At 68.6% G+C, this 18537-nt stretch carries 4 protein-coding genes; 3 read left to right on the top strand and 1 reads right to left on the bottom strand.

Annotation, left to right across the window (positions count from 1 at the left end):
* The first annotated feature begins 516 nt into the window (after window positions 1–516).
* From HH308_RS02485 to HH308_RS02475, 3 genes are read left to right on the top strand one after another with little or no spacing between them, the layout of a single operon-like run.
* Window positions 517–1848: an ATP-binding cassette domain-containing protein gene (locus tag HH308_RS02485; protein ID WP_376767155.1), complete on the top strand. Its 1332-nt coding sequence runs from the start codon at window positions 517–519 to the stop codon at window positions 1846–1848.
* 7 nt (window positions 1849–1855) lie between these two features.
* Window positions 1856–2656 carry an ABC transporter permease gene (locus HH308_RS02480; RefSeq protein WP_312870295.1) on the top strand — a complete coding sequence of 267 codons (801 nt, stop codon included), beginning with the start codon at window positions 1856–1858 and terminating at the stop codon, window positions 2654–2656.
* A complete protein-coding gene (locus tag HH308_RS02475; protein ID WP_170192598.1) occupies window positions 2653–3492 on the top strand; it encodes an ABC transporter permease in 840 nt (279 codons plus the stop codon). Before HH308_RS02480 ends, HH308_RS02475 begins: the two co-directional genes overlap by 4 nt.
* Before the next feature lie 518 nt (window positions 3493–4010).
* On the opposite strand, the gene HH308_RS02470 is transcribed toward HH308_RS02475, so the two are convergent.
* Window positions 4011–18537 (bottom strand): non-ribosomal peptide synthetase (locus HH308_RS02470; RefSeq protein WP_170192597.1); only part of this gene is annotated, 14527 nt, incomplete at its 5' end.

Raw genomic sequence — 18537 nt, 5'->3', positions numbered from 1 at the left:
GGGGGCTTCATCGCACGTCCGGTCCTCTCGGCGGTCCCCGGACCTGCCGTGACGCCGACTCGGCGGGCCGACGACACACCGCGGCCAACGCCCCGGCCGCCCCGGGTGACGCCGTCGGCGCGACCGGCTCCGCCGACCGCTGAGCAGCAGCCCGCAGTCGTCCCCGTTCGCCCACAACAGCACGAACGACACGCGCGCGTGTCGCCGACGGCCACCGGGGCACCCGCACCGAACGGCACGCAGTTTCCCAGCGGCAGGCATGCGGTTCAACAGCATCGGCACGCACAGCCAGGGGCCCCGGCGACCGCACCCGATGTTCGGCCACCGGCGACCGGACCCAACGTTCGGCCCCGGATAGCCCCCGTAGCGGAGTCGGCGGCATCCGGGTCTGCGGTCGCCGACCCGTCCCCCGAGCCGGTGCACACCGGAGCCGCGATCAATCGAATTCCGCCGATCGACGCCCCGATGCACGCCTCGCCCGCGCACGCGGCCAACACCGGTCCGACCTTCGCCCAGATGGCGACGGCGTTCATACCGGGCCGACCGGTCGCTCCCCAATCGCCGCTGACCAACGGGGCCACACCGGCGGCCGGTGGACGTCCTGCGCCGATGACAGACGGCCCGACTACCGCGCCGCCCGGTTTCGGGCCCGCTACCCCAGCGCCGACGTCACGGCCCGCCACCCCCGCACCGCCGATGCGGCCCGCGGGTCCCCCGCCGATGGCCCGGTCCGCGGCGCCGCGGTCTCCGTGGCAGCCGCAGGCACAGTTCAACGAACACCCGATCGGTGCGTTCACCGACTCCGGCCGGGTACCGCGGGGGGACCAGTCGGTTGACCTGATCTCCCCGGTAGCGGCGGCACCGCGCACCGGATGGGCGATGTCGCCGAGTGCGGCCCCCAGCGCCTCTCCGCCGGCCATCGAGGCCGTACACCTGAACAAGCGATTCAAAGACATGGTCGCCGTCGAGGACGTGAGCTTCTCGGTGCCGACGGGCAGCATCGTCGCGCTGCTGGGGCCCAATGGCGCGGGCAAGACCACGACCGTCAACATGCTGTGCACCCTGCTGCGCCCGGACGGTGGAACCGCGCAGGTGGGCGGGCATGACATCCTCACCGACCCGGCCGCCGTCCGTAAGTCGATCATGCTGACCGGACAGTTCGCAGCGCTTGACGAATCGCTCACCGGCCGCGAGAACCTGATCCTGTTCGGCCGGTTGCTCGGGCTCAAGAAGACCGAGGCGAAAGCACGCGCCGACGAACTGCTCGACTACTTCTCCCTCGTCGAAGCGGGCGGCAAACGGGTGGGCCAGTACTCCGGCGGCATGCGGCGCCGCATCGACATCGCCTGCGGGCTCGTCACCTCCCCCAAGGTCGTGTTCCTCGACGAGCCGACGACGGGACTCGACCCACGCAGCCGCCAGGACGTGTGGACGCTGGTCGAACGGCTCAAGGCCACCGGTGTCACAACCCTGCTGACCACGCAGTATCTCGAAGAGGCCGATATGCTCTCGGACAACATCGTGGTCATCGACCGCGGCCGCGTCATCGCCGAGGGCACCTCCGACCAGCTCAAGGCGCGTACCGGGTCGGCCTACTGCGACGTCACCCCGGAGCACGCGGCCGAGTTGCCCCGACTGATCTCGGTCCTCGCGGATCTGCTGCCCGACGCCGCCGAACCCAACCGTCTGACGGTGTCGGTGCCCGCGCCCGACGGTGCCGACACGCTCGTCGAGGTGGTGCAGCGCACCACCCAGGCGCGCGTCCGACTGTCCGACGTGACGATGCGCCGCCCCTCCCTCGACGAAGTCTTCCTGCACCTGACTGATCCGGACCGGAATAGGAACTGACCACAGCGTGGCTACGACGACCACCCAGCTAGTCGGGACGACCCCCGAATCGATCAGTGCCTTCGGACAGTGGCTCGCGTTGAGCCGGCGCGGCATCGTGCATATCGTCAAGAACGGCGAGTTCGTGTTCGCCATCGTGTCGCCGCTGTTCCTGGCCATCTGTTTCTACTTGCCGCTGCGCAAGGTGATGGCGCTGCAGGGTATCGACTACGCCCAGTTCCTGATGCCGATCATCGTTCTGCAGTCGGTCGGTTTCGCGGCGTCGTCGGCGGCCATGCGGTCGGCGATCGACGGCGACAAGGGAATCAACACCCGATTCCGGGTGCTGCCGATGAATCCGGCCATCCCTCCGCTGGCGCGCCTCGCCACGAATACCACCCTGCTGTGCGTCTCGGTGATCTTCGCCACCATCATCTGCCTGATCATCGGGTGGCGTCCGCACGGCGGGGTCGCCGGACTCGCCGCGCTGTACGGATTGTCGTTGCTGATCGGCGTCGCCGGCAGCCTGCTCGCCGACGGTCTCGGCATGGCCGCGGGCAGCCCCGAGGCGACCAGCCAGGCAACTGCGCTGCCGCTGCTGATCCTCGGCATGTGCTCCACCGGCTTCGCCACCGCGCAGTCGTTCCCGACCTGGCTGCAGCCGTTCGCCCGAAACCAGCCGATCTCGCAATGGGCCAACGCGCTGCGTGCCGTCGACGCCGGAGACTTCTCCTGGTACTCCATCGGACCCGCGCTGTGGTGGTGCGTGGGACTGTCGGTCGTAGCTGCCATCGCGTTGGGCTTCGGTGTCCGCAAGGCGGGCCGATGACCGACATCGACCGATCCGCGCACGAGCTCGACGGCCCCGCGCTCAACGCGCCCCGCGAAACAAGCATCAAGGCATGGGTCACCCAGAGTCTGCCCCTGACCGGGCGGCAGTTGCTCGTCTGGTTCCGCGATCCGGTGACCATGACGCAGAGCCTGCTCATGCCCGCCTTGTCGATGATCCTGTTCAAGATCCTGTTGGGATCGTCGATCGCGGCGACCACCGGCCAGAACAGCGCATACGGAACCGTCCCACTCGTCATTCTCGTTGGCGCGATGTTCGGTTCGACGGCGGCGGCGGTCCGGCTCAATCAGGAACGCAGTTCCGGTTTGCTGGGTCGGCTGTACGTCATGCCGATCAATCGCGGCGCCGACATCACCTCGCGCATCTCCGCCGAACTCGTCCGCATCCTGCTCACCACCCTGGTGCTACTCGCCGCGGGCCACCTCATCGGATTCCGGTTCACGCAGGGCCCGATCGCGGCGATCGCCCTGGTCGGCGTGGCGCTGCTGTACGGCGCGGCGTTCTCGATGCTCGTGTTGGCGCTTGCCGTCAGCGCGAAACCGGGCGCCCCCCTGGTGCCCTACATCGGCCTGCTGTCGAGCTTGATGATGTTTTTCAACTCCGGTTTCGTCCCGGTCGACATGTACCCGGACTGGCTGCAGCCGATCGTTCGGTACCAGCCGATGTCACCGGCGATCGAAGTGATGCGGGCGCTGTCGATGGGCGGACCGGTGACGAAGAACCTCATCATCGTCGTGTGCTGGGCCGTCGCGATTCTCGCCCTCACGACCTATCCCGCGCTGCGCGGTTATCGAAAGGCAGCGACCGACCGGTAGCGGCGCCGTAGCGCGACCGCCCCGGCACCCGCCACACGACAGACGCCACCACCCCGCTCCCCGACAGACGCCACCACCCCGCAACACGACAGACGCGACCACCCCGCTCCCCGACAGACGCCACCACCCCGCAACACGACAGACGCGACCACCCCGCTCCCCGACAGACGCGACCACCCCGCTCCCCGACAGACGCCACCACCCCGCCACACGACAGACGCGACCACCCCGCTCCCCGACAGACGCCACCACCCCGCTCCCCGAGTGCCGAAGCGAGGAACGAGCTTCGGTGTAACGAGGGGCCAGCGACCCGAACAACCCAACACGACCCAGGATCCTCGACACCCACAGCCCACCCCGCTCCCCGAGTGCCAAAGCGAGGAACGAGCTTCGGTGTAACGAGCGGCCGGCGACCCCAAGAACCCCGCTCGAGAACGACCCACAGCCCACCCCGCTCCCCGAGTGCCGAAGCGAGGAACGAGCTTCGGTGTATCGAGGGGCCGGCGACCCGAACGACCCTAGTCGCGCCGCAATTCCAGTACCCGCTGTCCACGCGCATCGACAGTCCACCGCCCCGACGTCCCGGTAGCGAACATGACCGTGCCCGGACGCCCATACGGATTGGCGACGAACGCACCCGACGTCGACGCCGGGTCGCCGACGTAACCGCGCCCGACGACGTCTCCGACCACGTACAACGCTCCGAACTCGCCATCGGCGACCGGCCTGAGCGCAGCGTCGAGCACGAGCGCCGCGACACCGTCGAGGGGCATGCCGCCGACGACGGGCTCGCCCACCCGCAGCGGGTCGGAGACGCTGACCGCGAGCGCCTCGGCCCAGCAGAGGACGCTCTGCACGCGGCGGATCGCGGCCCAGCCATCCTTCTCATCGTCGTCGAGCGGGTTCTCGGTGACCAGCACCGTGCGCAGCGCGGGCACACCCAACGGGTCGAGCGTGTCGAGCGTCGCCTCGTCGGCGATGAGATGCGAGACCGCCTGCCGCATCATGAGGTCTTGCAGCGGCTGTCCCCCGACGACGTCGTCGGGCGGGCAGACGAGCAGTCCGCCGGCGCCCAGCGCGGTCAGGAATTCGACGAGTGCGGTGGAGCTCTCCGACGGCGCGCGCCACAGAATGCGGCTGTACTCGTCGACGCCGCCGCGGCGCGCCAGTTCCGCGCCGACGTCGGCGAGCGCACGATTGGTCACCACGACCCGCCGTCCACCTGTGCCGACGTCGAGCAAGCAGGCGGCGCTGTCGGCATAGCCGCGACCGAGCCGTTCGGCGTCGGTCAGCGGCGCGTCCGACAGTGCCTCGAGTTCATCGGCAACCGGTGCAGCGTCGAGCACCGACCATTCCGGCCCGGCCAGCCCCGAAGTCGTGAGCCGGACCGCCGCGTCGACCACGGTGTCGTCGCGGCACGGCAGCTGCACTGCGCCGGTCTTTGCGACGGCCACGATCGCGACGGCCTGCCACGACGACCGCGAGAGGCGAGTCGCGACCACCGATTCGGGGCCGACTCCGCGGCGGATCAGCCAGCGCGCCAATCGATTCGACGCGGCGTCGAGCTGAGCGTAGGTCATGGCGACGCCGTGCGCGTCGACGAGCACCTGGCGCGGACCCCATCTGTGGGCCGCGCGGGCGAACAGCTCGCGCAGGCCTGCGGCTTCGTCGACGACGGGCCGCGCGACCAGCGTCGACGCCCGTCGCACCGGCCGGGTGGACATGGCGACGTCGCCGACGGCCGTCGACGGGTCGGCGAGCACTCCGCTCAGAATGGCGAGCAGCTGCGCGCCGAAGGTCTGCACGGTCGATTCGTCGTACAGGTCGGTGGCGTAGAGCAGCGTCATCGTCCAGGCCCCGCCGTCGCGGCGGTCGACGGCGACGAGAAGGTCCACTTCGGCGACCGTCTCCGACGATGGAATCGGCGTGAACGTCACACCCGCGATCTCACCCCCGACGGCGCGACTGCCCGCGAACTCGGCGAGCAGTCCGGTGTCGAAGGCGAGCCAGATCTGCGCGAACGGCGCGTAGGCTGCGGACCTGGCGACTCCGGCCGCGTCGGCGACGGCCTCGAAGGGGACATCGGCGTTGTCGAGTGCCTCGGCGCCGATATTCCGCGCGATTGCCAGGAGTTGGTCGTACGTCATCCCACCGGTGACCCGAGTACGCAGGATCAGTGAGTTCATCAGCGGGCCGACGAGTGGTTCGAGGCCGCCGTGGCGCCGACCGGTGACGGGCGCGCCGACGGCGATGTCCTCGGCGCCGGTCAATCGTGCGATGAGCACCGCGAGCGCGGCGTGCACGACGGCGAACGGAGTGGCGTCGTTGGCGGCGGCGAACTCGTCGACGCGAGCGCCGAGTGCCGGTGCCACGTCGATCGACACCGTCGCGCCGCGATGGGCGGCGACTGCGGGCCGCGGGCGGTCGGCGGGCAACTCCACCAACGCCGGCAGTCCGGCCAGTTGCTCGCGCCAGTAGTCACGCTGCCGACCGATGGCCTCGGTCGCGTCGGGAAGCGGGTCGAGCGCATCGTCGCCGTCGTCCGGACCGTCGACGGCCCTGCGTTGCCACACCGCGTAGTCGGCGAATTGCAGTGGCAGCGCGGCGAATTCGGGGGCAACCCCGGCACTCCTCGCGGCGTACGCGCTCGCCAGGTCGTTCACCAACGGTCGCAGTGATTCACCGTCGGCGGCGATGTGATGCAGCACGACGACGACGCGGAACTCCGACGGCGAGACACCGAGCAGTCGTACCCGGACCGGCCAGGCGGCCGCGAGATCGAACCCCTGAGTCGCGGCGGCCTCCAGGTCGGACTCGGCGTCGACGACCCGCCACACCCCGCGGTCCTCGAACTCGTCCGGCGATCCGATCCGCTGGGCAGCGAGACCGTTTTCACTGGGGAACGACGTGCGCAGCACCTGTTGGCGCGCAATCACATCGAGTACCGCCGCGCGAAGCGCACCGACGTCGAGATCGCCGTGGACACGCATTGTCAGCACGATGTTGTGGGTCGCATCGGCCGGGTCGAACTGATTGATGAACCACATCCGTTGCTGCGCAAGGGAAAGCGGAATCCGTTCGGCCGGGATCGCCGCCCTCGCGGTCCGCGTCGACGTCCGGGCGACCAGCTGCCGCACCGACGGCGCGTCGAAGACGTCGCGCACCGACACGTCGACGCCGAGCACCGCGCCCGCTCGCGCCGCCAGCCGCATCGCCGACAACGAGTTGCCGCCCAACGCGAAGAACGAGTCGACCACCGACACTCGCGGCACACCGAGCACCGACGCGACGACTCCCGCGACTCGCGCCTCGACATCGCCGGCAGGCTCGACGAACTCACCCGCCGATGTCGCGAAATCCGGTACCGGCAACGCGCGCCGATCGATCTTGCCGGCCGAGCTGAGCGGCACATCGTCGAGCACCACCCACACCGACGGCACCATGTACTCCGGTAAGGCCTGCGCCACAACACTTTTCACTCGTTCGAGGTCGACGGTCGCGGGTGAGACATAGCCGACCAGATGCTGTGCCCCGTCATCGGCGGTCGCGACCGCGGCGGCCTCGTGCACCACCCCCGGCGCACCGGCGAGCACCGCCTCGATCTCTTCGAGCTCGATGCGCTGTCCGTGCACCTTGACTTGAAAGTCGCTGCGCCCCAAGTACTCCAACTCGCCCGCCGCGCTCCACCGCACCAGATCACCGGTCCGGTACATCCGATGTCCCGGCGCGAACGGATCCGGCACGAACCGCCGCGCGGTCAGTCCCGGCTGCGATGCGTAACCGCGCGCGACGAAGTCACCGCCGATGTACAACTCGCCGACGACGCCGACGGGCGACAACCCAAGCCGTCCGTCGAGCACGTAGGCGTAGGTGTTCGGCACCGGGCGACCGATCGGGACGACGGCGCGTCCCGACCGCACGTGCGACACGGTCGAATAGATCGACGTCTCCGTCGGACCGTACTGGTTGTGCAACTCGACGTCGGGCCAGGCCGAGCACACCGCGTCCGCCAGTGCCGGCGACAGCGCCTCGCCACCGGTGTGAATCCAGCGCAACGTCGACGCCCACGCGCTGCCGCGCGCCCGCAGCACATCGATCAGCACCGACAGCATCGACGGCACGAAGATCGCCGACGTCACCGCGCAACTCTCGACGACGTCGGCGATCCGGAGCGGATCCCGATGTTCGCCCGGGCCGAGCAGGACAAGCGCCGCACCGACATTCGCCGGGCGGAAGAACTCCAGCACCGACGGGTCGAAGGTGTACTCCAACACCTGCAGAAATACGTCCGACGCCGAGAATCCGTAGTACACCTCGTCGGCGGTGATGTGCGCCATCAGCGCCCGGTGGGGCACCGTCACGCCCTTCGGCCGCCCCGTCGACCCGGACGTGAACATCGTGTACGCGGCGTGCTCGGGCGACAACGGTCCCAGCCGATCTCCGTCGCCGACCAACGACATCGCCGGATCCACATCGTCGGAGGCGTCGGCGAGCACCACCGGGATGCCGCGTTCGCCCGCCACCTGGGCACCGATCCCGCCGTCGGTGCCCGGCGACACGACGATCACCCGCAAGGCCGCGGTATCGGTGATGTACCCGACGCGCCGAGCGGGTGCGTCGACGGCGATCGGCACGAAATGCCCGCCCGCCAGGACCACCGCATGCAGCGCGATGACCATCTCCACCGACCGGTCGGCGCACACGCCGACCGCGACGTCGGGTCCCACGCCGAGCGAAATCAGTTGCCGCGCAAGATCGGACGCCCGGGCGGCCAGCTCGCGGTAGGTCACCACGCGGTTTCCGTAGCGCACCGCGACCGCATCCGGCGTGCGCAGCGCCGCCCCGACGAGCATCTGCGCGGCGGTGGGTTGCGCGACGGTCAGCTCTGTGCCTCGTCCGAACCGCGTCAGTCGCTCGCGTTCGTCGGCATCCACCACCGACACATCGCCCAGCGACGTCGACGGATTCGACGTCAATGCCCCCAGCAACGCCACGAACCGGTCCATCATCGATGCCACGGTCGTGGCGTCGAATTGATCGGCGGCGAATACCGCCGAGCCGGTCCACGCTTCGCCGCCAGCACCCGGGGATACGACGACGGTCAGGTCGATCTGAGCTGAAACTCCTGGTGGCGCAACGGATTCGAACGAGACACCGGCCACCGAGACCGGCCCGGACTCGGCCATCGACGCCGCCGGGTCAAACGACAGGGCAACTTGAGCAAGCGGTGAGAATGCCTGCGACCGAACGGGATCGACCGCTTCGACCACCGATTCGAACGGTAGGTCGGCGTGCGCGAACGCGTCCAGGTCGACGTCGCGCACTCGCGTCAGCAACTCGGCGAAGGACGCCGACGGATCCACGTCGGTCCGTAGCACCAGGGTGTTGACGAACATCCCGATCAGCGGCTCGAGCACCGCCTGGCCGCGGCCGGCGATCGGCGTCGCGATCGCGATGTCGTCGGTCGCGCTCAACCGAGCCAGCAACACCGCGAATGCGGCATGCACCACCATGAACGGCGTGACACCGTATGTCGCTGCGACGGACCCGACCCGGTCACCGACGTCAGCCGCGACCGTGAAATCGACTACACCACCACGATGCGACGCCACGTGCGGGCGCGGGCGATCGACCGGCAGTTCCAGCACGTCCGGCAACCCGGCGAGCTGGTCGACCCAGTAGCCCACCTGCCGCCCGGCGACCGATTCCGGATCGGTCGGCGAGCCCAACACGTCATGCTGCCAGATTGCGTAGTCGGCGAATTGCACTGGCAGCGGAGCGAATTCGGGCGCGTGACCGGCCGCACGCGCGGTGTACGCACCGACGAGGTCGGTCACCAGCGGCAGGACCGATTCACCGTCTGCGGCGATGTGATGGGTGACCACCGCGAGCAGGTGCTCCGTCGGCCCGGTCGCGTCGCGCCAGACCACCACCCTGATCGGCCATTGCGCGGTCACGTCGAAGCCTGCCATCACGAGCGACTCGATCTCGTCGCGCGAGGTCACCTCCCGCCACACGCCGCGCTCGATCATCTCACTCTGATCGCCGATCTGCCAGAACGCGACGCCGTCGTCGGCCGGGAACGTCGTTCGCAGCACCTCGTGGCGGCTCAGCAGGTCTGACACCGCGTAACGCAGGGCTTCGACGTCGAGGTCACCGCTCACGCGGAGCACCGTCGGAATGTTGTAAGCCGGCGACGACACGTCGAATTGATTGATGAACCACATCCGTTGCTGGGCAAAGGACAACGGAACACGATCCGGACGCGGCACGACAGCCGTGATCGGCGCCAACACAACCGCATTACCCGCAACCGCCGCAATCAAGGCCCGCACCGACGGAGCATCGAACACCTCACGCACCGACACCTCGACCCCCAACACCGACGACGCCCGCGCCGCCAACCGCATCGCCGACAACGAGTTTCCACCCAACTCGAAAAACGACTCGACAACCGAAACCCGCTCCACCCCAAGCACACCCGCGAACACAGCAGACAGCGCACGCTCGGCATCCGACGCCGCCCCAACGAACTCCACCGCCACCGAACCGAAATCCGGAGCCGGCAACGCCCGACGATCCAATTTCCCCGACACCGTCAACGCCACATCATCGAGCCCCACCCACACCGTCGGCACCATGTAGGTCGGAAGCGCCTGAGCCGCAAGCACTCTCACCCGATCCACATCAACACTCGACGGTGCCACATACCCCACCAAATGCTGATCCCCACCCGGCGCCGACACCACCGCCGCGGCCGCATGCACCACGCCCGGAGCCGACGACAACACCGCCTCCACCTCCCCCAACTCCACCCGCTGCCCACGCAACTTCACCTGGAAATCGGACCGCCCGAGGTACTCCAGGTCACCCACAGAGTTCCACCGCACCACATCACCCGTGCGATACAGCCGCGAACCCGCCTGTGCCGCACCGGGATCAGCGACGAATCGCTCCGCCGTCAACGCTGCTGCGGCGGCATATCCGCGCGCCACCTGCACCCCACCCAGATACAACTCACCCGGCACCCCGACCGGCACCGGACGCAGGCGCTCATCCAACACCCGCGTCGTCGTATTCGCCACCGGACCACCGATCGGAACGATCGACTCACCACCGCACACCTCATACGCGGTCACCTCGACGGCGGCCTCCGTCGGACCGTACATGTTCACGACGCGCGTGGACGGAAGCGCTGAACGCACCGCCGCTGCGGGTACGGACGTCAACGCCTCACCCGAGGCGAATACGAAGTTCAGACTGGTCAGTTCGCCGAGCCGCTCGCCGACCACGTCGATGAATGCCGACAGCATCGACGGCACGAAATGCACCACCGACACCGACTCCCGCACAATCACATCCGCCAAATACCGCGCATCACCATGACGACCCGGCGCAGCCAGCGCCACACGCGCACCCACCACAAACGGCAAAAACAACTCCCACACCGACACATCGAACGTCACCGGCGTCTTCTGCAAAAACACCTCATCAGCACCCAACGCATAATCGTCACGCATCCACAGCAGCCGGTTCACCACCGCAGCATGCGAGACGGTCACCCCCTTCGGCCGCCCCGTCGACCCCGAAGTAAACAACGTATACGCCGGATGCCCAGGCAACAGCCGCGAACGCCGCTCGACATCGGCCACCGGCGCCACCGCGACATCCACCACCACCGACGAATCGACCACCACCACCCGCACACCAGAGACTGCCGAAACCCACTGCGGCACAACATCCCCCGCAGACACCACCACCACCCGCACACCCGCGGACTCCACCTGATACCCCGCCCGCTCCACCGGCGCATCCACCGCCACCGGCACATACTGCCCACCCGCAACAATCACCGCATGAACCGCCACCAACATATCCACGCCACGCTCAACACTCACCGCAACCGCCGACTCCGGCCCCACCCCAACCGAAATCAACTCCCGCGCAAAACAATTCACCCGCGCCGCAAACTCCCGACGAGACACCACCCGCACCCCGTCCACCACCGCAACACCATCACCACGCCCCACCCCACCGATCAGATCAGCAAGCGTCACCGCAGGCACCGCGACCACCGGCCCGGTCGAATTCGCCTGCAACGCCGCATATTCGGCCGGGTCGAGGATCGACGCGTCGCCGATCGTCATGGCGGGATCGCGCGTCAACGCCGCCAGCACATCGACGAACCGGGTCATCATCGACTCGACGGTGGACTCGTCGAACAGGTCGGTGGCGTAGTTCACCGTGCCCGACCATTCGGGTCCGTCCGGAACAATCGTCACCGTGATGTCGCGCTGTGCGGGCGAGTACGGGACGGGAACACCGCTGACCGTCAGCCCGTCGACCTCGACGTTCACTCCGGCGAGCGACGCACCCGGGGCGAACGACAACATCACCTGGGCGAGCGGTTCGAAGGCCTGCGACCGGACCGGATCCACCGCCTCGACCACCGCCTCGAACGGCACCTCCGCGTGCGCGAACGCGTCCAGGTCGATCGCCCGCACGTGCGCCAGGACGTCCCCGAACGTGTCGGTCGGCGCTATCTGGGTCCGCAGTACCAGCGTGTTGACGAACATTCCGACCAGCGGCTCCAGCGCGGCGTCGCCGCGACCGGCAATCGGCGTAGCGATTGCGATGTCGGTGGTCGCGGCCAGTCGCGCCAACAGCACCGCCAGGGCGGCGTGAAGCACCATGAAGGGTGTCGTACCGTGCGCCGCCGAGACTGTGGCTACCCGCTCGCCGACCCCGGCCGGGAAGACGAAGTCGTGTACCGCCCCGCGATGTGACGCGATGGGCGGGCGTGCCCGATCGGTCGGCAGCTCCAGCACCTGCGGCGCGTCGGCCAGTTGCCTGCGCCAATAGGAAAGCTGCTGCCCCGCAATGGAATCCGCGTCGTCTGGGGAGCCGAGCACGTGGTGCTGCCAGATCGCGTAATCGGCGAACTGCACCGGCAGCGGCGTGAAGTCCGCAACGCCGCCCGACGCCCGTGCCGTGTACGCGCCGACCAGGTCGGCGACCAGCGGACCCAACGACTCGCCGTCGGCGGCGATGTGATGGACCACGATCGCCAGCACCACCTCGTCGTCGGCGAGCCGCCACAACCGGACCCGGATGGGCCACTGCACGGTGACGTCGAAACCCTCGGACAACGCGGCGAACAACTCCGTCTCGGAGGCGACGAGCCGCCATACGTCTCGCTCACCGAATTCGGTGCTATCGCCGATCAGCTGATAGCCGACGCCGTCGACGTTGGGGAAGGTGGTCCGCAGTATGTCGTGCCGGGTCACCACGTCGGTAACGGCCGCGCGCAATGCCGCGACGTCCAACTCGCCGACCAGCCGCAAGACCGCCGGAATGTTGTACGCCGACGACGCCGGATCGAGCTGACTGATGAACCAGATGCGTTGCTGGGCAAAGGACAACGGAACGCGATCCGGGCGCGGAACAGCCTCGACCGCTACCGGCTTCGCGCCCGACGCGATGTCCGTCGCCGCCAGCGCACGCACCGACGGAGCGTCGAATACCTCGCGCACCGACACCTCGACCCCCAACACCGCCGACGCCCGCGCCGCCAACCGCATCGCCGACAACGAGTTGCCGCCCAACTCGAAGAACGACGCGAGAACCGAAACCTCGTCCACCCCAAGCACATCCGCGAACACACCCGCCAGCGCGCGTTCGACCTCGGTGTCGGCTGCGACGAATTCTCCTGCCGCGCCGAAATCCGGAGCGGGCAACGCTCGACGATCCAGCTTGCCCGACGCGGTCAGCGCGACATCGTCGAGCCGTACCCACACCGTCGGCACCATGTAGGTCGGAAGCGCCTGAGCCACAATCGCTTTCACCCGATCCACGTCAACACTCGACGGTGCCACATAACCCACCAGATGTTGATCCCCACCCGGCGCCGACACCACCGTCGCAGCCGCATGCACGACGCCAGGCACACTGCCCAGCACCGCCTCGACCTCCCCCAACTCCACCCGCTGCCCACGCAACTTCACCTGGAAATCCGACCGCCCGAGGTACTCCAGGTCACCCACAGAGTTCCACCGCACCACATCACCCGTGCGATATAACCGCGAACCCGCCTGTGCCGCACCGGGATCAGCGACGAATCGCTCCGCCGTCAACGCTGCTGCGGCGGCGTATCCCCGCGCTACCTGCACACCGCCCAGATACAACTCACCCGGCACCCCGACCGGCACCGGGCGCAACCGTCGATCGAGTACCCGCGTGGTCGTATTCGCCACGGCTCGACCGATCGGAATGAGCGACTCGCGTCCGGTCACCTCGTAGGCGCTCACCTCGACAGCGGCCTCCGTCGGGCCGTACATATTGATCAGGCGCACCCCGGGCAGCGCCGCGATCGCCGCGGCCGGTGCAACCGGCAGAGCCTCGCCCGAGGTGAACACGAACTTCAGGCTGCCGAGTTCACCGAGCCGCTCACCCACCGTGTCGGTGAATGCGGAAAGCATCGACGGGACGAAATGCACGACCGAAACCGAGTGGCGCTCAATCACATCGGCCAGATAGACCGCGTCGCCGTGCCGCTGGGGTGCGGCCACTACCAACGGTGCGCCGATGACGAACGGCTCGAACAATTCCCATACCGAGACGTCGAAGGTCACCGGTGTCTTCTGCAGGAACACGTGCTCGGCGGACAACCCGAAATCGTCACGCATCCACCACAGTCGGTTCACAACGGCCGCATGTGACACCGTGACACCCTTGGGCCTACCGGTCGATCCCGACGTGAACAAGGTGTAGGCCGGATGTGCGGGCAGCAGCGGCGAGCGTCGATCGGCATCGGTCACCGGCGGCGTCGCCGGGTTCACCTCGGCGGTGGAGTCGACAGCGATCGTCACAACTCCGTCGGCGGTGACGGCGGCGAGCGGATTCGACGCCGCCGACACCACCACGACTCGAACACCCGCGGTCGCCAGCTGGTAGGCGACCCGATCCGCTGGCGCATCGACAGCGATCGGCACGTACTGTCCACCCGCGACCACCACGGCATGGATCGCCACCAGCATGTCGACGCTGCGCTCGATGCATATCGCCACCGCCGACTCCGGCGCCACCCCCGCCGAAATCAATTCCCGCGCAAGGGTATTCACCCGAGCGGCGAACTCGGTACGCGAGACCGCACGGGTGCCGTCGATCACGGCGATCCCGGTTCCGACGCCACCCCCGGTCAGCAGGTCCGCGAGTGTCACCGCGGGCACCGTGACCGCGGGTCCGTCCGAATAGGCGTGCAGCGCGGTGTGTTCCGCCGGGCCGACGATCGGCGCATCGCCGACCGGCACCGAAGTATCGGCGGTGAACGCAGCCACGAGGTTGACCAGCCGGTCGACCATCGATTGTGCGGTGGACTCGTCGAACAGGTCGGTGGCGAACACCACCGATCCGGACCATCCGTCGGGCGATGCCGTGTTGACGACGACGGACAGATCGGACTGTGCGGGCACCCTCGACGAACGCACGGCGGTGATGCCCAGCCCGTCGATCTCGACCGGCGTATCGGTCACCGATCCGATCGGGTCGACGGACAGCATCACCTGGGCCAGTGGCGAGAATGCCTGTGACCGAGCGGGATCCACCGCCTCGACCACCGACTCGAAGGGTACGTCGGCATGCGCGAAGGCGTCCAGGTCGACGTCGCGTACTCTCGTCAGCAACTCCGCGAACGACGCCGACGGATCCACTCGCGTCCGCAACACCAGCGTGTTGACGAACATTCCGACCAGCGGTTCCAGCGCCGCATCGCCACGGCCGGCGATCGGCGTCGCGATCGCGATGTCGTCGGTCGCGCTCAACCGAGCCAACAGGACCGCGAGCGCCGCGTGCACCACCATGAACGACGTCACCCCGTGCGCGGAGGCGACCGCCGCAACCCGCGCGCCGGTATCCGGTGGGAACGTGAAATCCAGGACTGCGCCGTCGTGCGAGGCGACGGCGGGCCGCGGCCGATCAGCGGGCAGTTCCAGCACATCCGGGACGCCGGACAGCTGCCCGACCCAGTAGCCCACTTGCCGACCGACGACCGAGGCCGCGTCGGCGACCGATCCGAGCGCGGCATGCTGCCACAAGGCGAAGTCGGCGAATTGCACCGGCAGCGGCTCGAACTCGGGCGCCGAGCCCCCCAGCCGCGCCGAATACGCCGTCACCAGGTCGGCTACCAACGGCCGCAGCGACTCTCCGTCGGCGGCGATGTGATGAAGTACCAGCGCGACCACGAGTTCGTCGGTGGCCGCGGGCCACAGCCGGACCCGCAGCGGCCAGTGCGCGGTGACCTCGAAGCCCTGAGCGATGGCGGCCGACAGCTCATCCGCCGAGGTCACCAGCGCCCAATCCAGCTGCGCCGCAACCAAGTCGACGTCGGCGATCAGTTGCCGCGGCACACCGTCGTCGGCGGGGAACGTCGTCCGCAGCACCTCGTGGCGCATCACGACGTCGACGACGGCCGCCCGCAGCGCATCGACGTCGACGGTCCCCGACAGTCGCAGTACCACCGGGATGTTGTACGCGCCGTCGTACGGATCGAACTGGTTGATGAACCAGATGCGCTGCTGCGCGAAGGACAGTGGAATCCACCTCGGTCGCGGCGCCACGGAACTCACCGTCGTCGTCGCCGGGGCATTCCCGACGAGACGCGCGACCAGGGCGCGCACCGACGGCGCGTCGAACACGTCGCGGACCGATACGGCCACCCCGAGCACCGCTGCCACTCGGGCCGCCAGGCGCATCGCCGACAGCGAGTTGCCGCCCAGCTCGAAGAACGATTCGGTCGCCGACACCCGAGGGACCCCGAGCACCGCGGCGACGACCTCGGCCACCGCCGACTCGCGCTCGCCGACCGGTTCGACGATCTCGGCAGTGCGGGTCGTGAAGTCCGGGGCGGGCAGGGCGCGCCGGTCGATCTTGCCCGCCGAATTCAGCGGCACTGCGTCGAGCACCACCCATACCGAAGGCACCATGTACTCCGGCAAGGATTGCGCCGCAGCAGCTTTCACCCGCGCGACATCGGTCGACGCCGGCGACACGTAGCCCACCACATGCTGGACACCACCGGGCGCCGACGCCACCGCGGCTGCCGCTCGCGTCACTCCGGGAGCTCCGATCAGGGCGGCCTCGACTTCTTCGAGTTCGATCCGCTGCCCGCGGACCTTCACTTGAAAGTCGCTGCGCCCCACGTATTCCAACTCGCCGGCCGTCGTCCACCGCACCAGGTCGCCGGTCCGGTAGAGCCGTCCGCCCGCCGTGAACGGATCGGCCACGAAGCGCTCCGCGGACAGGTCGGGTCGCCCGACGTATCCGCGTGCGACCGCTGCGCCGCCGAGGTACAACTCGCCGGTGACGCCGTCGGGCACCAGCCCGAGTCGGCGGTCGAGGACGTACGCCGTCGCGTTGGCCGCCGGCCCGCCGATCGCGACGGTGCCGCGCCCGGAACGGATCTGCGCCAGCGTCGAATAGATCACGGTCTCCGTCGGGCCGTACTGGTTGTACAGGTCGACCTGCGGCCACGCATCGAGCACCGCGTCGGCGAGCGCGCGCGCAACGGCTTCCCCACCGGTGTGCACACGCGTGAGGCTCGACGCCCACGCGGCGTCGGACACGGTGTCGAGGACCGCGGCGAGCATCGACGGAACCAGTTGAATCGACGTGACGCGGTGGCGTTCGACGACGCCGACGATGCGCTGTGGATCCCGGTTGTCACCGGGCGCGAGCAACACGAGTGGCGCACCGACCATCACCGGCCGGAGGAACTCGAGGATCGCGGGATCGAATGTGTACTCCAGCATCTGCAGGAATACATCGGATTCGGTGAAGCCGTACCGACGCGCGTCGGCGGACATCCGCGACATCAGCGCGCCGTGAGATACGGTCACTCCCTTCGGCGTTCCCGTCGAGCCCGACGTGAAGATCGTGTACGCGGCGTTGTCCGGCCGAACCCGCGGCAAGGGCTCCTCGCCGATGTCACCTCCGACTCCGACGGCGGCCGTCGCGTCGACGTCGACGATCGGGATACCGCGTCCGCGCGCGACGGCCTCGGCGGTAGTCGGCGCCCCGGACCGCACGACCATGACACGCAGATCGGCGGTGTCGGCGATGGAGGCGATCCGCTCGGCCGGTGCGTCGACGGCGATCGGCACGAATTGTCCACCGGCACGCCCGATCGCATGCAGACCGATGACCATTTCGATGGAACGCGGGACACCGAGTCCGACGGCGACGTCGGGGCCGACACCCATCGACGACAGGGTCCGCGCGAGCGTCGACACTCGGATGTCGAGTTCGCGATAGGACACTCGTCGTCCCTCGAAGCTGATCGCCACCGCGTCCGGCGTATTCGACGCCGTGGCGGCGAGCAGCTCTGCGGCGCATGACATTTCCGACTCGACGAGCTGCCCGTGTGCTCGCCGAGCCAACTGCGCCCGTTCGTCGTCGTGAAGCAGGCCGACGTCGCCGACGACGACGGCTGGATCACGAGTCAGCGCGTCGAGTACGTGGGCGAATCGGATCATCATCGACGCTGCCGTCGTCTCGTCGAACAGGTCGGTGGCGAAGATCGCCGAGCCGGACCACGGCGCTCCGTCGGCCCCCGGAGCGACGACGACGGTGAGATCCAGCTGTGCCGCGACGTCGGGCGCCGAGACCGACTCGAAGGTGACGCCTGCCACCGATGCGACGGTGCCGGCGTCGCTGACCGACGCAGCCGGGTCGAAGGACAGCGCCACCTGCGCGAGCGGCGAAAATGCCTGCGAGCGAACCGGATCCACGGCGTCGACTACCGACTCGAAGGGCACCTGCGAATGCGCGAAGGCGTCTAGATCAACCCTGCGGACCCGGGCGAGCAGGTCGGCGAACGACTCGGACAGGTCTACGTGCGTCCGCAGCACCAGCGTGTTGACGAACATCCCGATGAGCGGCTCGAGCACCGCCTGGCCGCGACCGGCGATCGGCGTCGCGATCGCGATGTCGTCGGTCGCACTCAACCGCGCCAACACCACCGCCAACGCGGCGTGCACCACCATGAACGGG

The organism is Gordonia asplenii (assembly GCF_012933505.1).
GTDB lineage: Bacteria > Actinomycetota > Actinomycetes > Mycobacteriales > Mycobacteriaceae > Gordonia > Gordonia asplenii.
Note: the sequence above shows the minus strand (reverse complement) of the source record. Positions and strands in the feature narration are given on the sequence as shown.

What these genes read in the sequence shown, in the direction of transcription:
- HH308_RS02475 (WP_170192598.1), top strand. Translation starts at nt 2,653, where the DNA reads ATGACCGACATCGACCGATCCGCGCACGAGCTCGACGGCCCCGCGCTC.
- HH308_RS02485 (WP_376767155.1), top strand. Translation starts at nt 517, where the DNA reads ATGGCGACGGCGTTCATACCGGGCCGACCGGTCGCTCCCCAATCGCCG.